This window comes from Jannaschia seohaensis (assembly GCF_900116765.1).
Lineage (GTDB): Bacteria > Pseudomonadota > Alphaproteobacteria > Rhodobacterales > Rhodobacteraceae > Jannaschia > Jannaschia seohaensis.
Window position 1 is genome coordinate 194,379 of record NZ_UETC01000003.1, and the last position, 18,946, is coordinate 213,324.

The window sequence follows — 18,946 nt, forward strand, 5'->3', positions numbered from 1 at the left end:
CGGCCCCCGCCGCATCCTTCTCTCTCAAGGATCTGTCCCATGTCCCCCATCCTCTCCTTCCTCATGCAATTCGCCATCCTGGCCTATGCCCTCGTGGCAGGCGTGTTCCTCGCCTTCTCCGACTTCATCATGCGCGCGCTCGCGCAGACGGGCGGCAGCGGCGGCGTCGAGGCCATGCAGGTCATCAACCGCGAAGTCTTCCGCTGGGTTTTCATGACCCTGTTCCTCGGTATGGCCGCGGTTTCTGTGCTGCTGGCGGGCTATGCCTGGATCGGGCTGAGCGGTCTGGGCGGGACGCTGATCGTTCTGGCCGCCGTGATCTATCTGGTCGGCTGTTTCGGCGTCACGGTCCTGTTCAACGTGCCGATGAACGAAGCGCTCGCGGGGATGGGGCTGACCTCCGATGCGACGAAGGACTATTGGTTGCAGGTCTATGTGCCGCGCTGGACCTTCTGGAACTCCGTTCGCACCGGCGCCGCCGCCCTGTCCGCCGCGCTCCTTCTCTTCGGGGTGCTGTGGATCACGCAGAGCCAAGCCCCCCAGGGCTGAACGGAAGCCACGCCGGCGCCGGTGCCCGGTCGGCCCGGTCCGCCGCGCGATCTTGCCGGCCCTCCGGTCTCCGCCGGGGAGGGGCGCGCGGTTCTGGCGTTTTGGGTATCGCGGCCTTGGAGGCGATCTCAATCCTCCCGGTCGGCCCTGCGAGAAAGGCGACCCCGAGGCCGCGCCCCTGTCAAGGCGCTCGAATCGATGGCGGTCGGCATCGGCACGGAGGCGTGCCTTGCCGGCCCCCGCGTGAAGTCTCCGGGCCACGCGATCCGCAACGGCAGGCGTCTCCGGCACGATAGAGCGCTTCTTCGCCGCACCGAGCTCCCCGTCGACACCCGCAGCGTCACGTCACCGTCAGTCGCAGCGTCGCGTTTTGGCCCTGCACGGGGTCAGCCGAATGAGACCCGCGCAAGCGGGCGCAGGTCCTTGGACTTACGCAGGAAAACGGGATCATGGTAGGCCCGGCAGGACTCGAACCCGCAACCAAAGCGTTATGAGCGCTCTGCTCTAACCATTGAGCTACAGGCCCCCGTAGCTTACGCGATACCAGACCGGCCGGATCGGTCAAGCACTCGCCGCCCAAGACCGGAAGGACGCCCATGATCGACGAGACCCCTCCCGATGGAGCGCCCGGCGGCGCCCTCCCGTTTCTGGGACGCTACACGGTGGTTTTGGTCGCGACCGTGATGGCGCTCACGCTTCTGGGTTGGGTGCTGCACCGTGTCGGGGTCGCGCTGCCGCCCGGGGCCGCCGCGATTCTGCCGCCCATCGCCGGTGCGCTACATGTCGGCCAGCACTGGGGCCGGACTCGCGGTCAGGCGCCGGATGGCCGCACGGCCTGGCGTTGGGCGCTGGTGGCGGGGTTGCTCTATGCGGTGCTCCTGATCGTGCTGGCGTTGCCCCTTCTGGGAGCGATCGCCCCTGAATTTCTGCCCGTTCTGGTCATGCTGCTGGGCGGGACGACGCTGATCGCGATCCTGATCAATCGCTTTCTGCTGAGCATGGGCGCACGGTCGGGCGTTGCTCAGACCAAGGGGCGGTGATAGCGCGCGCCCTAACCGAGGGCCGATACGGGGAAGGGCCATGACCGACGAGACGACCGGGCTGACCTACGCGCAGGCAGGGGTCGATATCGATGCGGGCAACGCATTGGTCGAACGCATCAAGCCAGCGGCCAAGGCCACCGAGCGGGCCGGAACCATGGCGGGGCTGGGCGGATTCGGCGCGCTCTTCGACCTCAAGGCGGCGGGCTATGACGATCCCATCCTCGTCGCCGCCACCGACGGCGTCGGCACCAAGCTGCGGCTGGCCATCGATACCGGGGTGCTGGGCGGTGTGGGCGTCGACCTGGTCGCGATGTGCGTCAACGATCTGATCTGCCAGGGGGCGGAGCCGCTCTTCTTCCTCGACTATTTCGCCACCGGCAAGCTTGAGACGGAGGCCGCCGCCGCCGTCATCGAGGGCATCGCCGCAGGCTGCACCCAGGCCGGCTGCGCACTGATCGGCGGCGAGACCGCCGAGATGCCGGGCATGTATGGCGCGGGCGATTTCGACCTCGCCGGTTTTGCCGTGGGCGCGATGGAGCGGGGGAGCGCGCTGCCCGAGGGCGTGACCGAAGGCGACGTGCTGCTGGGGCTGGCCTCCGACGGCGTCCATTCCAACGGCTTCTCGCTTGTGCGTCGGGTGGCGGAACGGGCCGATCTGGTCTGGGACGATCCGGCCCCTTGGGGGCAGGGCACGTTGGGCGCGGAGCTGCTGACGCCGACGCGGCTCTATGTCCGCCCGGCGCTCGCCGCGATCCGGGCGGGCGGCGTGCGCGGCCTTGCCCATATCACCGGGGGCGGCCTGACCGAGAACCTGCCGCGCATCCTGCCCGAGGGGCTGGGCGCGCAGATCGATCTGGGCGCCTGGACGGCGCCGCCGGTCTTCGGCTGGCTGGCCGAGGCGGGCGGCATCGAGGCGGCCGAGATGCTCAAGACGTTCAATTGCGGGATCGGTCTGGTGCTGGTCTGCGATCCGGCGCGGGCCGAGGCCCTGACCGGTCTGCTCGCCGAGGCTGGCGAGACCGTGGCCCGGATCGGAACGGTCCGGGCGGGCGCGGGCGTCGCCTATGACGGCACGCCCGGCTGGTGAAGCGCGTCGCGATCCTGCTCTCGGGCGGCGGCTCCAACATGGTGGCGCTGGTCCGCTCCATGACCGGGGACCATCCGGCCCGGCCGTGCCTCGTGGGGTCTAACGACCCCGAGGCGGGCGGGTTGCGCCGTGCGGCGGAGCTTGGCGTTCCGACGGTCGCGATCGACCACCGGCCGTTCAAGGGCGACCGGCCCGGCTTCGAGGCCGCGCTGACGGCGGCGTTGGAGGAGGCCGCGCCCGATATCGTGGCGCTGGCCGGTTTCATGCGCATCCTGACCCCGGGCTTTGTCGACCGCTGGGCGGGGCGGCTCTTGAACATCCACCCCTCGCTCCTGCCGAAATATCGCGGCCTCGACACCCATGCCCGCGCCATCGCCGCCGGCGACACGGAGGCAGGCTGCACGGTGCATGAGGTGACGGCGGCGCTCGACGACGGGCCGATCCTGGGACAGGCGCGCGTGCCGATCCTGCCGGAGGATACGCCCGCCGCCCTGGCGGCACGCGTCCTGGTGCAGGAGCATCGGCTCTACCCGTTGGTCCTGCGCCGCTTCGCGGAAGGCCGCCGCGATCGGATCGACCTGTAGCACATGGGCCACGGCGGCTGTTTCTGGCCGCTTTCGCATCGGAACGCGATGGTCTAGACGAGGCCGCGCCCGAGACGAAAGGTCACCCCCCTGTCCTCCGAGATCATCACCCTGACCGACACCGACGCCCTGGCGGCCTTCTGCGCCCGCGCGGCCGAGGCCCCTTACGTCACCGTCGACACTGAGTTCCTGCGGGAACGGACCTACTATTCCAAGCTCTGCCTCGTGCAGCTGGCCTATCCCGGCGGCGGAAAGGACGACGCCGTTCTGGTGGACCCGCTGGTCGAGGGGCTTGACCTTGCGCCGCTCTACGATCTGTTCCGCGACCCCGGCGTCGTGAAGGTCTTTCACGCCGCCCGGCAGGATTTGGAGATCTTCGCCGTCGAGGGCGACGTGATTCCCGCCCCGCTCTTCGACACACAGGTCGCCGCGATGGTCTGCGGCTTTGGGGAGCAGGTCGGCTACGAGACGCTGGTCCGCAAAGTGGCCAAGGCGCAGGTCGATAAATCCTCGCGCTTCACGGACTGGTCGCGCCGGCCGCTTTCGGACGCGCAAAAGCGCTATGCTCTGGCCGATGTGACCCATCTGCGCGGCATCTACGAGCATCTCGCTAGCGAACTCTCGCGCAGCGGCCGCACCTCCTGGGTCGAGGAGGAAATGGACGTGCTCCGCGACCCCGCCACCTACCGGGTCGAGCCGAGGGAGGCGTGGCGGCGGCTGAAGATGCGCAATCCGAGCTCCCGATCGCTCGCCATCGCGCGGGAGCTGGCCGCTTTCCGCGAGGAATACGCGCAAGCGCAGAACGTGCCGCGCACCAGGGTATTCAAGGACGACGCCCTGATGGAACTGGTCAGCGCCAAGCCCAAAGACATGGGCGAACTCGGCAAATCACGCCTGCTGCTCCGCGAGGCGCGCAGGGGCGCTATCGCCGAGGGCATCCTGGCGGCGGTCGCCACGGGCGTCGCTCTGCCGCGAGAAGAGTTGCCGGAGCCGCCCAAGCAGAAGTCCCGCGACCAGATCAACGGCGCGCTGGCGGATCTGCTGCGCGTCTTGCTGAAGGCCAAGGCCGAGCAGGCCGGCGTCGCGCAAAAGCTGATCGCGACCGCCTCCGACCTGGACGACATCGCGGCCGGAAGCCGCAGCGGCCCCTGGGCGCAGGGCTGGCGCGGCGAGGTGTTCGGCAAGGAGGCCCTTCGGCTCTGCGAGGGCGAAATCGCGCTGGCCTGCAAGGGGCACGACGTCTGGATCGTGCCGCTGGACTGAGGGCACGGGTCTGCGGGCCGCGCCTCCGGCCCGGCCAAGACGCGCTCAGTCCGTGACGTAGTCCCCGTGGGCCCAGCCCACAGCGCCCGATACGTGGCGGATACGCAGCCACTCCCCCTCGCGGGCGAGCGCCTCCACCCGGTCGCCCGGATACATCCGACGCAGGATCGCGGCATCCGTCCCGGGCGCCGCCCGCAGGTTCAGCCAGCCCGTTCCCGGCGCCACGGTGAGGGTCGGCGCCCCCACCTCCTCCCGGTCGAGATAGTCGAGCGAGGCCCAGCCCTGCACGCCGCCGGGCGTGCGCACCCGCGCCCACTTCCCCATCGTCTCCAGCACGGCGACTCGCGTGCCGGGCTGCATCCGGTCCAGCACCGCATGCTGCGTGCCCGGGCCGCCGCGCAGGTTCAGATAGCCCTCGGAATTGTCGGCCACGACCAGTCCCTGCGCCGCGGCGGCGAGGGGCGAGAGGGCAAGGAGGAAGGCAAGCGTCGGAAGGCGCATGGGGGCGGATCCTGTCAGGAGCGGGGTCGCCGAAGGGTCGCCCGGCGCCGATCTCGGATCAAGCTGGCCGCGCGGCCGGGGATGCGATCGGCCGCGCGTCGTGGCTTCCGTGCCGCCCTCAGGCGGCCCGCTTCTGCATCGCCTGCCAGATCAGCGCGCCCGCGGCCAAGGCCAGGAACGGCGCCATCGCGATGTTGACCGCGGTCCAGCCAGAGGCCGCCTCCGAGGCGGAACCCATCAGCATGCCCGAACTGAGCGAGGCCACCGTGACCATCCCGAAGACCAGCGAATCGTTGAGGCCCTGGACGGTCCCGCGCTCCTCCGGGCCATGGCTGGCGGCGAGCATCGTCGTCGCGCCGATGAATCCGAAATTCCAGCCGACACCCAGCAGGATCAGCGCGATGTAGAAGAAGGGCAGCGCCGTGCCCGAGAGCGCCACGATCCCGGCGGCGGCCAGCATCGCCAGCCCCGCCGCCATGATCCGTCCCGTGCCGAAACGCACAATCAGGTGGCCGGTGAAGAAGCTGGGCGCATACATCGCCACGACGTGGAAGGTGACGATGTTCGACGCGTCCGAGACGCCAAAGCCGCAGCCGACCACCGCCAGCGGCGTCGAGGTCATCACCAGGTTCATCAGCGCATAGCTCACCATCGCGCAGATCATCGCCACGCGGATCGATGGATCCGCCAGCAGCGCGGCGCGCGAGCGTCCCCGCGCGTCCCCCTGCTTGGGGGCCGGCGGCTTGGGGATGTCGAGCAGCAGGAACAGCCAGATCCCGACCGCGTTCAGCGCCAGGACGACCCCATAGGTCGCGAGGAAGGGGATGATCGTCGCCGTCTCGGTGCCGGTCACCACGAAGCGCGCCACGAAGGCGGAGATGAGCCCCCCCGCCATCACGAAGCTGATCGCCTTGGGCCGGAACGCGTCGGACGCCGTGTCGGTCGCGGCGAAGCGGTAAAAGCCCAGCGAGGACATGAAGATGCCGGTCAGGTAGGCGCCCGCGAGGAAGATCCAGAAATTGCCCAGCACCAGAGCGATCATCGACAGCGCCGCGCCGGTACCTCCCGCGGCTGCGCCCAACATGAACCCGAAGCGTCGCCCCCGCCGCTGCATCAGCGGCGAGATCCACGGCGCCGTCGTCATCGAGCTGAACACCACCATCGAGATCGGCGCCGTCGCCCAGAGCGCCGAGGGAGCAAGCGTCAGCCCGATCAGGCCCGCCACGGTGAAGTTGATCGGCAGCTGCGCGCCCAGCAGCGCCTGCGCGAGGACGAGAATCAGGACATTGCGCTTTGCGCGGCTGTCGTCTTGGACGGGGTCGAGAACGGCGTCGGTCATGGGCGCTCTGCTACGCCTGTGCCCAGCCGCCGTCCAGCGGGGCGATCAAATGCAGGAACGACCCTTGCGCGGCGCCTTGCCGAAGCCCCGCCGGGGGCAGCGGCGTCCCTTCGGCGTCCCAGGCCTCGAAGAGCGGCGCGCCCTTGGCCCGGATCGTGGTGGCGTAATGGAACTCATGACCGGCCCAGTCGCCCGCGAAGGGGCCGCAGACGCTGCGGAGACGACGGTATCCCAGGTGCAGACGCCGCTGGGCGAAGGAGGTTTCGAGCGGCAACAGGCCGGCCATCCGATGCGTCTTTCCCTCGGCATCGGTCAGAGCCTCGCCCATCACCATGTAGCCGCCGCATTCGCCATGCACGGCACGTTCCGCGAGCGAGGCGAGGAAGGTCCGATTGGCGGCAAGGCGGCCGGCATGGAGCTCCGGGTAGCCGCCTGGAAGATAGACGAGATCGGCGGGCGGGGCCGCCTCGTTTGCGAGCGGCGAGAAGGTCGCGATCTCCGACCCGGCCCGGTGCCAGCCGTCCAGGAGATGCGGATAGGAAAAGGCGAAGGCGTCGTCCCGGGCCACGGCGATGCGTTGCGCGGGCGGGGCGAAGGCCGGGCGCGGGGCCTCTGGGAGAGGCGCGGCGAGGGCCTGGAGCGCGGCGAGATCGACCGACTCGGCCAGGATGGCGCCGGCTTCGGCTAGAAAGCGTTCCAGATCCGGCCGCTCCGCCGCCTGGACGAGCCCCAGATGCCGGGAAGGCGTGGCCAGCCGCGCGTCCCGCGGCACCGCGCCCAGCACTGGCAGCGGGCAGGCGGCGCGGAGCATCCGCGCATGCCGGTCGGAGCCCACGCGGTTCAGGATCACCCCCGCGATCCGGACCTCGGGGTCGTGCCCGGCGAAACCGGCAATGAGCGGGCCCACCGACTGCGCCATCCGCGCCGCGTCCACCACCAGCACGACCGGCAGCCGGAGCAGCCGGGCGAGATCGGCCACCGCCCCGCGGCCTTCGGGCGGTGCGCCGTCGAACAGCCCCATCGCGCCCTCGATCAGCAGAAGCCCCGGCCCGGCCGCGAGCCCTGCAAGCGTCTCGGGCACCATCGCCCAGGCATCGAGATTGGGGCAGGGCGCGCCGCTGGCCGCCTCGTGAAAGCGGGGATCGATATAGTCGGGACCGGACTTGGCCCCGCGCACTGCCACACCCGCATCGCGGAGCGCGCGCAGGAGACCGAGGGTGATCGTGGTCTTGCCGCTGCCCGAAGCGGGCGCGGCCAGGATCAGGCCGGGCATGAGAGGGTTCGGACCTCTGGCGCGGCCCGACCGGGTGGGGGGCTTTGCCCCCCGCTCGCAAGCTCGCTCCCCCCAGAGTATTTCCGGCCAGAAGAAGGGCGGAGGATCATCCGACTTCGGCCGGGCGGCGGCGGTCGAGCGGGTCGATGTCGCGCGGCGGGTGGCCCTGGGCCATGGCCTGCCAGTCGAGCGCTTGGCGCAGGAGGGTCGCGCGGCCGACGCAGATGATGGCGGGAGGCTCCAGCCCTGCGGCGGCGATATCGTCGGCGCACGCCGCCAGCGTGGTCTCGATCGTGCGCTGATCGGCCAGGGTAGCGGTGGTGGTGACGGCGACGGGTTCGGACGGCGCTCGGCCGCCGGCGATCAGGCGCGCGGCGATCTGTGCGATATGCTTCATGCCCATGTAGATCACGATGACCTGGCTGCCGCGGGCGATCCCCTCCCAATCGAGCGCGGTGGGCGCGGCGCCGCTGGCGTCGTGGCCGGTGACGAAGGTGACCGACTGGTTCACGTCGCGATGGGTCACGGGGATGCCCGCATAGGCCAGCCCCGCGATTCCCGCCGTGATGCCCGGAACGATGCGGATCGGCACGCCGTGCTGCACCAGCGTCTGGGCCTCCTCTCCGCCGCGGCCGAAGACGAAGGGATCGCCGCCCTTGAGGCGGAGCACCCGCTTGCCCTGCCGTGCCAGGTCCACCAGCCGCAGCGAGATGTCGCGCTGCTTGGCGGAGGGTTTGCCGCCGCGCTTGCCCGCGTATTCCCGCACGGCCTGTGGCGCCCAGTCGAGGATCGCCTCCCCCACCAGCGCGTCATAGACGATCACGTCCGCCTGGCGCAGCGCGTTGAGCCCGTGCAGCGTCAGCAGGCCGGGGTCTCCTGGCCCGGCGCCGCAGAGCCAGACCCAGCCGGGCTGCAATTGGGGCCAGTCATGGGGAGGCAGGTCGTTCATGGCTCCGGTATGGCGCGGCCCGCGGCCGGGGGAAAGCCTGCGCGCGACGGCGCGGTGCCCATTGGCGGCATCGGGACCACATGCCACAGAGAGAGGCATGACCGAGACCGCTCCCCTCCGCCGTGGCTGGACCACGGGCGCCTGCGCCACCGCCGCGACGCGGGCGGCGGTGGAAGGGCTGTGGACGGGGCATGTGCCCGAGGCCGTCACGATCCGCCTGCCGCGGGGCGAGACGCCGCGCTTCGAGATCGTGGACGCGGCGGTCGGCGATGGCTGGGCCGAGGCGGGCGTCGTCAAGGACGCGGGCGACGACCCGGACGTGACCCATGGGGCGACGGTGCGGGTGCGGGTGCGCGCGTCGGCAGGGGGCGTGACCTTCCGCGCGGGCGAGGGGGTGGGGATCGTCACCAAGCCGGGGCTGCCGGTGGCCGTGGGCGAGCCCGCCATCAACCCCGTGCCCCGCGCCATGATGGACGAGGCGGTTGCGGAGGCGGCGAGCCTGCTGGGCGCGACGCCCGATGTCGAGATCACCGTCAGTATTCCGGGGGGCGCCGAGATCGCCCAGCGGACCTGGAACCCGCGCCTGGGCATCGAGGGCGGGCTGTCGATCCTGGGGACGACGGGGATCGTGCGGCCCTTCTCCTGTGCCGCCTGGATCGCGTCGATCCACCGGGGCGTGGACGTGGCACGGGCCGCGGGGCTGACCCATGTGGCGGGCTGCACCGGGGCGACCAGCGAGCGGGTGGTGCAGGCGCTGCACGGGCTGCCGGACCACGCGATGCTGGATATGGGGGACTTCGCCGGGGGAATGCTCAAATATCTCGCGCGCCATCCGGTGCCACGGGTGACGGTGGGGGGTGGCGTCGGCAAGCTCGCGAAGCTGGCGCAGGGCGCCATGGACCTGCATTCGCGGCGGTCGCAGGCCGATCTGGCCGGGCTTTCGGACTGGGCCGGGCGGGATCTGACCGGCTGCAACACCGTGTTGGAGGCGGTCTCTCTGGCGCCCGACCTGCCCGCGCGTATCGCCGAGGAGGCGCGGGCGCGGGTCCTGCGCATCATCGACGCGGAGGTCGACGTGGTGGTGATCGACCGGGCGGGAACCGTCCTGGCTCATGCGCGGTAGTGTGCTGATCCTGGCGGGGACGGCGGAGGCGCGGGCGGTCTGCGCGGCGGTCCGGGATCTGGAGGTGCTGGCTTCGCTGGCGGGCGCGACCGCGCGGCCCGCGGCTTTGGGCGTGCCGACCCGGGTGGGCGGCTTCGGCGGCGAGGCCGGGTTCGCGGCGGCGCTCGCCGGGATGGCGGCGGTGCTCGACGCGACCCATCCCTATGCCGCCCGCATCTCCGAGCGGGCTTCGCGCCTCTGTGCGTCGCGGGGGCTGCCCTATCTGCGCCTGATGCGCGCCGGCTGGCCAGCGCGTCGGGGCTGGCGGGTCCATGCCGATGCCGAGGCCGCCGCCCGTGCCTTGCCGCCCGGCGCGCGGGTGTTCCTATCGGTGGGGCCGGGGAGCCTGGCGCCGTTCCTCGGGCGGGGCCTGCACCTGATCTGCCGGCGGATCGACCCGGCCCCGCCACGGTCGGGCGTGACCTGGGTGATCGGCCGCCCGCCCTTCCCGGTGGAGGCGGAGGCGGCGCTGTTCCGCGCCCATGGCATCACCGATCTCGTGACCAAGGATTCAGGGGGGCCCGCGGCCAAGCTGGACGCGGCCGAGGCGCTCGGGATAGCGGTGCATGTGATCGCGCGGCCTCCGCCGCCGCCCGGGGAGGAAACCGATGACATCGACCGCGCCATCGCTTTCGTCCGCGCCCATGCGGCGGATCGAGACCCCGGCTGACCTGGAGGAAGGGGCCGCGGCGCTGGCCCGGATCGACCCGCGCCTCGCGCCCGCTCTGGAGATCTGCGCCCCGCTGCCATTGCGCCGCAAGCCCGACGGGTTCGGCACGCTGCTCGACGCGATCGTCGGCCAGCAGGTCAGCACCGCCGCCGCGGCGGCGATCTCCGATCGGCTGCGCGCGGCGGGCCTGGACGCGCCCGCGCCGATTCGCGGGGCCTCCGACGAGGTGCTGCGGGCCTGTGGCCTCTCGCGGCCCAAGCTGCGCTATGCCCGCGCCCTTGCCGAGGCGGATCTGGACTTTTCAGTCCTTCGCACGCTCCCGCCCGGCGAGGTCGTCCGGAGGCTGACCGCGCTGCCCGGCATCGGGCCCTGGACCGCGCAGATCTACGCGATGTTCGCTTTGGGCCATGCCGATGCCTTCGCCCCCGGGGATCTCGCCTTGCAGGAGGGGGCGCGGCTCTTGCTCGACCTGCCGGAGCGTCCCTCGGAAAGGGACCTCGCCCGGATCGCCGAGGCCTGGTCGCCCTGGCGGGCGGTTGCGGCGCGGCTGCTCTGGTCCTACTACCGCCACGCAAAAGGACGGGAGGGCATCCGGTGAGCCTCGATTATCAACGCCGGGGGCCGGACGCCCCCAAGCGACTGCTGATCTTCCTGCATGGCTACGGCGCCAATGGGGCCGACCTGATCGGTCTGGCCGATCCGCTGGCCCCGCATCTGCCCGACACCGCGTTCCTGTCGCCCGACGCGCCGGAGCGCTGCGTCGGGGTGCCCGGCGGCTATCAGTGGTTCCCGATCCCCTGGATCGACGGCTCCTCCGAGGAAGAATCGATGGAGGGCATGGCCCGGGCCGTGGCTGACCTGACCGTGTTCCTCGACGAAGCCATGGCCCGCGAGGGTGTGGCGGCCGAGAACGTCGCGCTCTTCGGCTTCAGCCAGGGCACGATGATGTCGCTGCATGTCGCGCCCCGCCGGCCCGAGTCCTTCGCGGGGATCGTCGCCTTCTCGGGGCGCCTGCTGAAGCCCGAGGCACTGGTCGAGGAGGCGGTGTCCAAGCCGCCCGTCCTGCTGGTCCATGGCGACGCCGACGAGGTCGTGCCGGTCCAGTCCCTGCCGGAGGCGGCCGAGGCTTTGGAGCAAGCCGGGTTCGAGCGCATCTACGCCCATGTCATGAAGGGCACCGGCCACGGCATCGCCCCAGACGGGCTCCAGGTCGCGCTGGCCTTCCTGCGCGACATCTGGGGGATCGAGGCGGGGTAATCCCCGCCCTACGGGGGGCGGCGCGCAGCGTCCCTTGTCGGCGGGGAGAGCCTTCGAGGACCGCTTGGGTGTACGCCGCCCCATCTTCCACTGCGCCACCCTGCTGCCCCTGGACGAGATGCCGGTCTTGACCGTCGAGCACGTCAAGGCGCGCCTGGCCCGGGTGATCGGCCCCTTCGAGGCGTGGGGGCCGCCAGTCGGAGCGGGGTGCACACGGATCGCAAGCTGTCGCCGACCGGCGGTTCGCCGCAGAACCCCAACAACTGTCCGACCGCCCGCCGCGCAGCGACGGGGCAAGACCGTCACGATGGCCTTCTCTCCGGTCGCGCCGAGGGTCTAGGCGGGCGCCGTGGTGGAGCGATCCGGTCGCCCGGTTTCGATCATGCCGGAGAGGGACCTTTGCTCGCGCGCGCTCCCCCTCATCATGCGCGGCCGGTGGTCGCGCGGGGACGAGAGGCCGGACCGGCGGCGTCACCGACCTGCCCGCGCCCCATTCCGAACATCCGCTGGAGCCGAACATGGGACCGGCTCGCCGGGAATCCGCCGGGGGTCATCCCGAGGCTCTATAGCGACCGGCCCCGGTCGGACATGCTTCATAACACGAAGGGGCTTTTGGCTGCCAAGGAGCGATAGGCGCGGCTCGCCCTCGCTCAGGGAGGTGGCCAACGATGGTGGCCAATCAGCGCTCAGGGCAGTTCCGGAGCGAAGTGCGAGCCGTCCGATCCGGCTCCCCGACGCCGCGCGGACGCGCGCCCCGGACAGTGCCCGTCGATCCCACAACAATCCGTTACAATCGCGCCCAATCGCCACACCCGATCTGGAGGCTTGTCTGGGTTCGATCCCAAGATATAGTCCGACACAAGAGAGGGCCGCGCGCCCGGGGGCCGGGCGGGCCGCTCTCCGATCAGGGAAGCGAGCCGATGCCTGCGTTGCACGACGACCAGACCAGCCGAGACGCGGACTTCCGCACCGAATTCACGCGGACCGGAGCAGGGCTCAAGCACTTCCCCGCGCTCGTCCTCAACGCCGATTATCGTCCGCTCAGCTACTACCCGCTGTCGCTCTGGCCGTGGCAGGACGCGATCAAGGCGGCCTTCCTGGACCGCGTGGATATCGTCAGTGAGTACGAGGAGGTGGTCCGCTCGCCGACCACGACGATCCGCATTCCCTCTGTCGTGGTCCTGAAGGACTATGTGGCGCCGCAGAAGAAGGCCGCGTTCACGCGGTTCAATCTGTTCCTTCGGGACGAGTTCTCCTGCCAGTATTGCGGGGCCAAAACCGACCTGACCTTCGATCATGTCGTGCCGCGGGCCCGCGGTGGCATCACATCTTGGGAAAACGTCGTGGCGGCCTGCGGGCGCTGCAACCTGCGCAAGGGATCCAAGTCGCTCAAGCAGGCGGGCTATCATCTGCGCAAGCCGGTGCGGCAGCCGACCCCGGCAGAGCTTATGAATCTCGGCCGGAAGTTCCCACCGAACTATCTGCACGAGAGTTGGATGGATTTCCTCTACTGGGATGCCGAACTGGAGGCGTGACGGGGGAGGCGGGGTAAAAACCCCGCCCTACAAGCGCCCCGTAGGGCGGGGTTTTACCCCGCCGCCCCCCTGGGGATGTCGAAACCTGGGGGCGCCAGTTCGAACCCATCGAAGCGGAAGCCCGGCGAGACGGTGCAACTGACCAGCGACCAGGCGCCGGTCGTGCGCGCCGCTTGCCAATGCCAAGGCTCCACGACGGCCTGGAAGGTCAGGTCCGCGCCCAGCGTCACTTCCGTCGCGGGGCCCGCTTCGGTCTCGGCCCGCGACAGCACCAGCGGCGCCCCCGCATGCCAGAGCCAGACCTCGGCGGCGTCCACCCGGTGCCAATGGCTCCGCTCGCCCTCGGCCAGCAAGAACAGGATGGCGGTTCCGGCGGGGCGCGCCCCCGCCGAGGCCTCGGCCTCCCAGGTCTGCCGATACCAGCCGCCTTCCGGGTGCGGGGCCAGATCGAGCGCGGCGATCACCTCCGCGGCGCTCCGTTCCGTCATGCGCGCGCCCTCCCGTCGGCGTTCTCGCGCCACAGGATGTAGAGCCCCGTTCCGATCGTCACGCCGATCCCCGCCAGCGCCAAGCCGTTGGGCCAGTCGCCGAAGGCGATCAGGCCGATGATGGCCGCGATGGGGATTTCCAGATATTGCATCGGCGCCAGCGTCGAGGCCTCCGCAAAGCGCAGCGACCAGGTCATCAGCAGATGCGCGCCCGTTCCCAGCAGCCCCATCACCAGCCAGAGCGTCCAGTCCGACGAGATCGATGTCAGAGCGAAAATCCCCTCGGACGGCAGGATGAGGTAGAGCAGGCAGAGGCCGACAGTCGCCATCGTGCCGGACATGCCCTGCATCGCCAGCGGGTCCGCCTCACCGGCGATGCGGCGTGTCACCAGCATGAAGCCCGCAAAGGAGACGGCCACGCCGAGCGGATAGAGCGCGGGCCAACCGACCGCCGCGAAGGAGGGCTGCATCACCATCAGCGTGCCTCCGAAGCCCACGGCACAGGCGGTCAGCCGCCGCCGCCCGACCGTTTCGCCTAGCAGGAAATGCCCCAGCAGCAGCAGGATGAAGGGCATGACGAAGGCGATGGCGATGGCATCGGCAAGCGGCAGATAGGTCAGCGCCGTGATCATCATCCACAGCCCGTTGACGTGCAGCACCGTCCGAAGCACCGTCAGCCGCCACCCCAACGACGACATCGCGAAGCTGCGCCCGGTCGCGCGGACCAATGGGATCAGCACGGCGGCCTGCACCGCGAAGCGGCAGAGGACGATCTGCATCACCGCGTGGTTCTCGGCGAGCATCTTGCCGATGGCGTCGCCCATCGGCGCCAATACGCAGAAGCCGAGCATCAGGCCCATGCCCAGCACGGGCCGGTCGAGCCCGAGGACATGGACCCGCGCGGTCATCCCCGCAAGATCGAGCGGCCCGCATAGACGGCCGTTTCGCCCAGCATCTCCTCGATGCGGATCAGCTGGTTATACTTCGCCAGCCGGTCGGACCGCGCCAGCGAGCCGGTCTTGATCTGCCCGCAATTGGTGGCCACGGCGAGGTCGGCGATGGTCGCGTCCTCGGTCTCGCCCGAGCGGTGCGACATCACGCAGGTCATACGGTTGCGATGGGCGAGCGACACGGCCTCCATCGTCTCCGAAAGGGTGCCGATCTGATTGACCTTGACCAGCAGCGAGTTGGCCGCGCCCTTCTCGATGCCCTCGGCGAGGCGTGCGGGGTTGGTGACGAAGAGGTCGTCGCCCACCAGTTGCACCTTGCCGCCCAGCGCCTCGGTCAGGGCGACCCAGCCCTCCCAGTCATCCTCGGACATGCCGTCCTCGATCGACAGGATCGGATAGTCGCGCACGAGGTCGGCGAGATACTGGACATTCTCCTCGGACGAGAGCACCTTTCCTTCACCTTCAAGGTGATAGGCGCCGTCCTTAAAGTATTCCGTCGCCGCGCAATCGAGCGCCAGCATCATGTCGTCGCCGGGGGCGTAGCCCGCCTTCTCGATGGATTTCAGGATGAAATCCAGCGCCTCGCGGGTCGAGGGGAGGTCGGGTGCAAAGCCGCCCTCGTCGCCCAGACCGGTGCTGAGGCCGGCGGCCGACAGCTCCGACTTGAGCGTGTGGAACACCTCGGAGCCCATGCGCACCGCGTCGGCCACCGTCTCGGCGGCGACGGGCATGATCATGAATTCCTGGATGTCGATCGGGTTGTCGGCATGCTCGCCGCCATTGATGATGTTCATCATCGGCACCGGGAGGACCCGCGCCGACGTCCCGCCGACATAGCGGAAGAGCGGCAGGGCAGAGGCGTCGGCCGCCGCCTTGGCCACCGCCAGCGACACGCCCAGGATGGCGTTCGCGCCCAGGCGGCCCTTGTTGTCGGTGCCGTCGAGCTCGATCATGGCGGCGTCGATGGCCTCCTGCTCGGTCGCGTCGAACCCGACCAGCGTCTCGGCCAGTTCTCCGTTCACCGCATCGACCGCGCCGCGCACGCCTTTGCCCTTGTAGCGCGACTTATCGCCGTCCCGCTTTTCCACGGCCTCATAGGCGCCGGTCGACGCGCCCGAAGGGACGGCGGCGCGGCCCAGCGTTCCGTCTTCCAGCACGACGTCCACCTCGACGGTGGGGTTGCCCCGGCTGTCCAGGATCTCGCGGGCGTGGATGTCGGTAATGGTGAACATGTCTAGCCTCCGTTGCTTGGGGACGTCCCTAGCGCGGGCGTTCATCCAAGGGAAGCCGCCCGCGCCTCCCGCCAGAGGGTGTAACAGCCCGAGGCGACGATGATGCCCGCGCCCACCAGCGTCCAGAGATCCGGCCGCTCGCCGAAGATCACGACGGCGATGATCAGCGCGAACAGCATCCGCGTGTAGCGGAACGAGGCGGTGATGGCGATGTCGCCTGTCCGCGTGGCCCCGACGATGGCGAGATAGGCCGCGGTCCCGAACGCGATGGCGAGCAGCAGGACCGCCGCTCCGCCCGCATCCGGCACCACTAGCGGCGCGCCTTGGATTGCCTGCATGACGGCGCCGCCGACAATCAGCGCGGCGAAGGCGTGCAGCGTCAGGCGCGCGCCGGTCGCGTCGGGGGGCATGTTTCGGGTCGCCAGATCCCGTCCGGCCAAGCCTATGATCCCGCCCACGGCCAGCCAGGCCGAGGCGTCCACGGCGTCGGTGCCGGGGCGCAGGATGATAAGCACCCCGGCGAACCCCACGGCGATGGCCGCCCAGCGTCGCGGCCCCACCGGCGCGCCCAGGAACAGCGCGCCCCCGATCGCGACCAGCAGCGGCGTGGCCTGGACGATGGCCGACACCACGGCGAGCGGCGCCAGCACCAGTGCCGAGACGAAGAAGAGCGCGCCCGCCATCTCGAATCCGGTGCGGACCAGGACGCGGGGACGCAGATAGACCGGCGAGCGGAGGCCCGCGCCGGTCGCGACGAACCAGGCGGAGAAGGCCAGCGTCCCGCCCAGACCCAGCATCCAGACGATCTGGGCCGCCGGAAAGACACCCCCGAGCGATTTGATGAGCGCGTCCTCGATGGCGAAGAGGCCCATGGACAAGGTCATGAGGCCGGCGCTGCGCAGCGTCGGTGTCATGGGCGGCCCTTCGCGACGTTGTCGCGCCGGGCCGTGCGCCCGATGGCTGTCTTGGCGAGGGCGCTGCCGCAGGTCTCCTCCCGCGCAGGGTGGCGGCTCAGTAGCCCCAGCTCATTCCGGCCAGTTCTGCCTGCTCGGCGAGCGAGAGCGGCTCCGTCAGGGTTACACCCAGGGCGCCCTGCCGTGACCACCGGACCCGGCCGGTGCGCGCGATGCGGGGCGTGGAGACTTCGACCAAGGCGTCGGTCGGCAAGAGGTCGGGATAGGTGAGCTTCATCCCGCTTTCGGAGACGTCGAGCAGGCTGACATCCATGCGCCGACCCAGCGCAGAGAGGGTGATGCGCATCTGAGTGGGCCGACGAAAGGGGCGCCAGGATTCCATGACCGACCTCATGAACCGTGTCGGAGAGATCCTGCGCCCGAAAACCTAAAATTCCATTTCCGCCCCGCGTCGGCAGGGGGGGGAGCGGGTCTATTCTCTGTCGCATCTGACGGGTCTTCGACATGTTGCAGGGCCTCTCGCGCGGCGTCGGCGCGGTCCCTCGATCCGGCCAGCGCCGCGAGAGCCGTGGCGCACCCGAAGGCCGCCCCTCGCATGGACTCTGCCGTCGCAGATCCCCCTGTGCGCGGGCAACGTCCCCGGGGACCGGCGGCGCGGCGGCAGCCGCAACAGGTGCGATGCGAGCGGTTCGAGAAGAGCAGCGGTCATGCCCTTCCCCTAGTGGCCGTGCAGGGCGCCGTCCATCACGTCCCGCAAAAGGTGCGCGTGACCGCTTCGCCCGGTTCGGCCGGACGGCGATAGGGCGCATTCGTCTCCGTCTCCTGCCAGGGGTCGGCCAGCACGGCATGGAGCGCGTGAAACGGTGCGAAGTCACCGGCATAGGCGGCCGAGATCGCCTCCTCGACGCGGTGATTGCGGGGGATGACAGCGGGGTTGGCGCGCCGCATCGCGGCCCGGTCCGGTCCCTTGGACTGCCAACGCGCCACCCAGTCGTCCATCCGCTCCCGGTTGGTGACCTGATCGCGCGCGGTCTCGGGGGCAAGGGTCAACGCGCGGAAGGTGTTGGTGAAATCGCCCTGACCCTCGGCCATGATCGCCAGCAGCTCCATCGCCAGCTCCATGTCGTCGAGCCCGATCTTCGCCGCCATGACCTCCGTCCAGGCCTCGGCGTAGAGATCGCGGAAGCCCTCCAGCACCTCGGTCGCCTCCTCCACCGCCTGCGCGCGCTCTCCCATCAGGGGCAGGAGCGCGGTGGCCAGCTGCGCGAGGTTCCAAAGCGCGATGTCGGGCTGCGCCTTCCAGGCGTAACGGCCGAACTGGTCGATCGAGCTGAAGACCGTGTCGGGGTGATAGGCCTCCATGAAGGCGCAGGGACCGTAGTCGATGGTCTCGCCCGAGATCGTCATGTTGTCGGTGTTCATCACGCCGTGGATGAAGCCCAGCCCCATCCATTGCGCGACCAGCTTCGCCTGTGCGCGCATCACGTGGCGGAGCAGGCCCATCGGCCCCTCGGCGCCGGGTGCATGGCGGGCGATGGCATGGTCCAGCAGCCGCCGCAGCGCGTCCGCGTCGTCCCGCGCGGCGAAGACCTGGAAGGTGCCCACCCGGATATGGCTCGCCGCGACGCGGGTTAGCACGCCGCCCGGCAGGGGGCCCTCTTGTCGCAGGACCGTCTCGCCGGTCGTGACGGCGGCCAGGGCGCGGGTCGTGGGAACCCCCAGTGCGTGCATCGCTTCGGAGACGAGATATTCCCGGATCACAGGGCCCAGCGCCGCGCGCCCGTCGCCCATCCGGCTATAGGGGGTGGGGCCCGAGCCCTTCAGTTGCACGTCCCAGCGCCGGTCACCCGCGACATGCTCCCCGAGGAGGATCGCGCGCCCGTCGCCCAGCTGCGGCGACCAGCCCCCGAACTGATGCCCGGCGTAGAGCTGCGCCAGCGGATCGGCGCCCTCCGGCACGGCGTTGCCGGCAAAGACCTGGGGTGCGGCGCGGAGCGCGGCGGCGTCCAGCCCCATCTCCGCGGCAAGACCTTCGTTGAGCGCCACCCAAGCGGGCGCCGCCACGGGGGTCGGCGCCATCTTGGTGTAGAACCGGTCTGGCAGACGGGCATAGCTGTTGTCGAAGGCGAACATGCGCGGCTCCTCAACTG

20 protein-coding genes and 1 tRNA gene are annotated in these 18,946 nt (G+C 70.4%); 10 read left to right on the forward strand and 11 right to left on the reverse strand.

The window, feature by feature from the left end:
• Window positions 1-39: 39 nt before the first annotated feature.
• The gene (locus DTQ71_RS08845; protein ID WP_109563937.1) at window positions 40-549 is read left to right on the forward strand and encodes an anthrone oxygenase family protein; all 510 of its coding nucleotides are present in this window, start codon (window positions 40-42) and stop codon (window positions 547-549) included.
• A gap of 450 nt (window positions 550-999) precedes the next feature.
• Here the strand turns inward: DTQ71_RS08845 and DTQ71_RS08850 are convergent.
• A tRNA-Ile gene (locus tag DTQ71_RS08850) sits at window positions 1,000-1,075 on the reverse strand.
• A gap of 70 nt (window positions 1,076-1,145) precedes the next feature.
• Between DTQ71_RS08850 and DTQ71_RS08855 the strand changes: the two genes are divergently transcribed.
• The 4 genes from DTQ71_RS08855 (at window position 1,146) to rnd (ending at window position 4,526) form a co-directional block, all read left to right on the forward strand.
• Window positions 1,146-1,589 (forward strand): ABZJ_00895 family protein, encoded by a 444-nt coding sequence (locus DTQ71_RS08855; RefSeq protein WP_109563938.1) that lies wholly within the window; start codon window positions 1,146-1,148, stop codon window positions 1,587-1,589.
• A gap of 40 nt (window positions 1,590-1,629) precedes the next feature.
• Window positions 1,630-2,679, forward strand: a complete 1,050-nt coding sequence (gene purM, locus DTQ71_RS08860; RefSeq protein ID WP_109563939.1) for a phosphoribosylformylglycinamidine cyclo-ligase — start codon at window positions 1,630-1,632, stop codon at window positions 2,677-2,679.
• On the forward strand, window positions 2,676-3,263 hold the full coding sequence (purN, locus tag DTQ71_RS08865; protein WP_109563940.1) for a phosphoribosylglycinamide formyltransferase: 588 nt from the start codon (window positions 2,676-2,678) through the stop codon (window positions 3,261-3,263). The genes purM and purN overlap by 4 nt, the downstream gene beginning before the upstream one ends.
• Before the next feature lie 102 nt (window positions 3,264-3,365).
• The gene (gene rnd / locus DTQ71_RS08870) at window positions 3,366-4,526 is read left to right on the forward strand and encodes a ribonuclease D (protein ID WP_109563941.1); all 1,161 of its coding nucleotides are present in this window, start codon (window positions 3,366-3,368) and stop codon (window positions 4,524-4,526) included.
• A 45-nt stretch (window positions 4,527-4,571) separates the two neighbouring features.
• On the opposite strand, the gene DTQ71_RS08875 is transcribed toward rnd, so the two are convergent.
• The 4 genes from DTQ71_RS08875 to cobA all read right to left on the reverse strand — a co-directional run bounded on the left by DTQ71_RS08875 (window position 4,572) and on the right by cobA (window position 8,588).
• Complete coding sequence (locus DTQ71_RS08875; RefSeq protein WP_109563942.1) at window positions 4,572-5,027, reverse strand: SH3 domain-containing protein; 456 nt, start codon at window positions 5,025-5,027, stop codon at window positions 4,572-4,574.
• Window positions 5,028-5,145: 118 nt separating this feature from the next.
• Complete coding sequence (locus DTQ71_RS08880) at window positions 5,146-6,366, reverse strand: MFS transporter (RefSeq protein ID WP_109563943.1); 1,221 nt, start codon at window positions 6,364-6,366, stop codon at window positions 5,146-5,148.
• Between the two features lie 10 nt (window positions 6,367-6,376).
• Window positions 6,377-7,639 carry a cobyrinic acid a,c-diamide synthase CobB gene (locus DTQ71_RS08885; RefSeq protein ID WP_109563944.1) on the reverse strand — a complete coding sequence of 421 codons (1,263 nt, stop codon included), beginning with the start codon at window positions 7,637-7,639 and terminating at the stop codon, window positions 6,377-6,379.
• Window positions 7,640-7,745: 106 nt separating this feature from the next.
• A complete protein-coding gene (gene cobA / locus DTQ71_RS08890; protein WP_109563945.1) occupies window positions 7,746-8,588 on the reverse strand; it encodes a uroporphyrinogen-III C-methyltransferase in 843 nt (280 codons plus the stop codon).
• Window positions 8,589-8,685: 97 nt separating this feature from the next.
• Between cobA and DTQ71_RS08895 the strand changes: the two genes are divergently transcribed.
• From DTQ71_RS08895 to DTQ71_RS08915, 5 genes are all read left to right on the forward strand, one after another.
• Window positions 8,686-9,711, forward strand: coding sequence for a cobalt-precorrin-5B (C(1))-methyltransferase (locus DTQ71_RS08895; protein ID WP_109563946.1), 1,026 nt, complete (start codon window positions 8,686-8,688; stop codon window positions 9,709-9,711).
• Entirely contained in the window at window positions 9,701-10,420 is a 720-nt protein-coding gene (locus DTQ71_RS08900) for a precorrin-6A/cobalt-precorrin-6A reductase (RefSeq protein ID WP_109563947.1), read from the forward strand. The genes DTQ71_RS08895 and DTQ71_RS08900 overlap by 11 nt, the downstream gene beginning before the upstream one ends.
• Window positions 10,395-11,018, forward strand: a complete 624-nt coding sequence (locus DTQ71_RS08905; protein ID WP_109563948.1) for a DNA-3-methyladenine glycosylase family protein — start codon at window positions 10,395-10,397, stop codon at window positions 11,016-11,018. Before DTQ71_RS08900 ends, DTQ71_RS08905 begins: the two co-directional genes overlap by 26 nt.
• A complete protein-coding gene (locus tag DTQ71_RS08910) occupies window positions 11,015-11,677 on the forward strand; it encodes an alpha/beta hydrolase (RefSeq protein WP_109563949.1) in 663 nt (220 codons plus the stop codon). Before DTQ71_RS08905 ends, DTQ71_RS08910 begins: the two co-directional genes overlap by 4 nt.
• 920 nt (window positions 11,678-12,597) lie before the next feature.
• Window positions 12,598-13,212: an HNH endonuclease gene (locus DTQ71_RS08915; RefSeq protein WP_109563950.1), complete on the forward strand. Its 615-nt coding sequence runs from the start codon at window positions 12,598-12,600 to the stop codon at window positions 13,210-13,212.
• A gap of 53 nt (window positions 13,213-13,265) precedes the next feature.
• On the opposite strand, the gene DTQ71_RS08920 is transcribed toward DTQ71_RS08915, so the two are convergent.
• The 6 genes from DTQ71_RS08920 to DTQ71_RS08945 form a co-directional block, all read right to left on the reverse strand.
• Window positions 13,266-13,700 carry a cupin domain-containing protein gene (locus DTQ71_RS08920; protein WP_109563951.1) on the reverse strand — a complete coding sequence of 145 codons (435 nt, stop codon included), beginning with the start codon at window positions 13,698-13,700 and terminating at the stop codon, window positions 13,266-13,268.
• Entirely contained in the window at window positions 13,697-14,608 is a 912-nt protein-coding gene (locus DTQ71_RS08925; protein WP_109563952.1) for a DMT family transporter, read from the reverse strand. The genes DTQ71_RS08920 and DTQ71_RS08925 overlap by 4 nt, the downstream gene beginning before the upstream one ends.
• Window positions 14,605-15,882 (reverse strand): phosphopyruvate hydratase, encoded by a 1,278-nt coding sequence (gene eno, locus DTQ71_RS08930; protein ID WP_109563953.1) that lies wholly within the window; start codon window positions 15,880-15,882, stop codon window positions 14,605-14,607. Before eno ends, DTQ71_RS08925 begins: the two co-directional genes overlap by 4 nt.
• A 41-nt stretch (window positions 15,883-15,923) precedes the next feature.
• Complete coding sequence (locus DTQ71_RS08935) at window positions 15,924-16,796, reverse strand: DMT family transporter (RefSeq protein ID WP_109563954.1); 873 nt, start codon at window positions 16,794-16,796, stop codon at window positions 15,924-15,926.
• Between the two features lie 97 nt (window positions 16,797-16,893).
• Entirely contained in the window at window positions 16,894-17,190 is a 297-nt protein-coding gene (locus tag DTQ71_RS08940; protein ID WP_109563955.1) for a PilZ domain-containing protein, read from the reverse strand.
• Between the two features lie 350 nt (window positions 17,191-17,540).
• Window positions 17,541-18,929: a protein adenylyltransferase SelO gene (locus DTQ71_RS08945; protein ID WP_109563956.1), complete on the reverse strand. Its 1,389-nt coding sequence runs from the start codon at window positions 18,927-18,929 to the stop codon at window positions 17,541-17,543.
• Window positions 18,930-18,946: the final 17 nt, after the last annotated feature.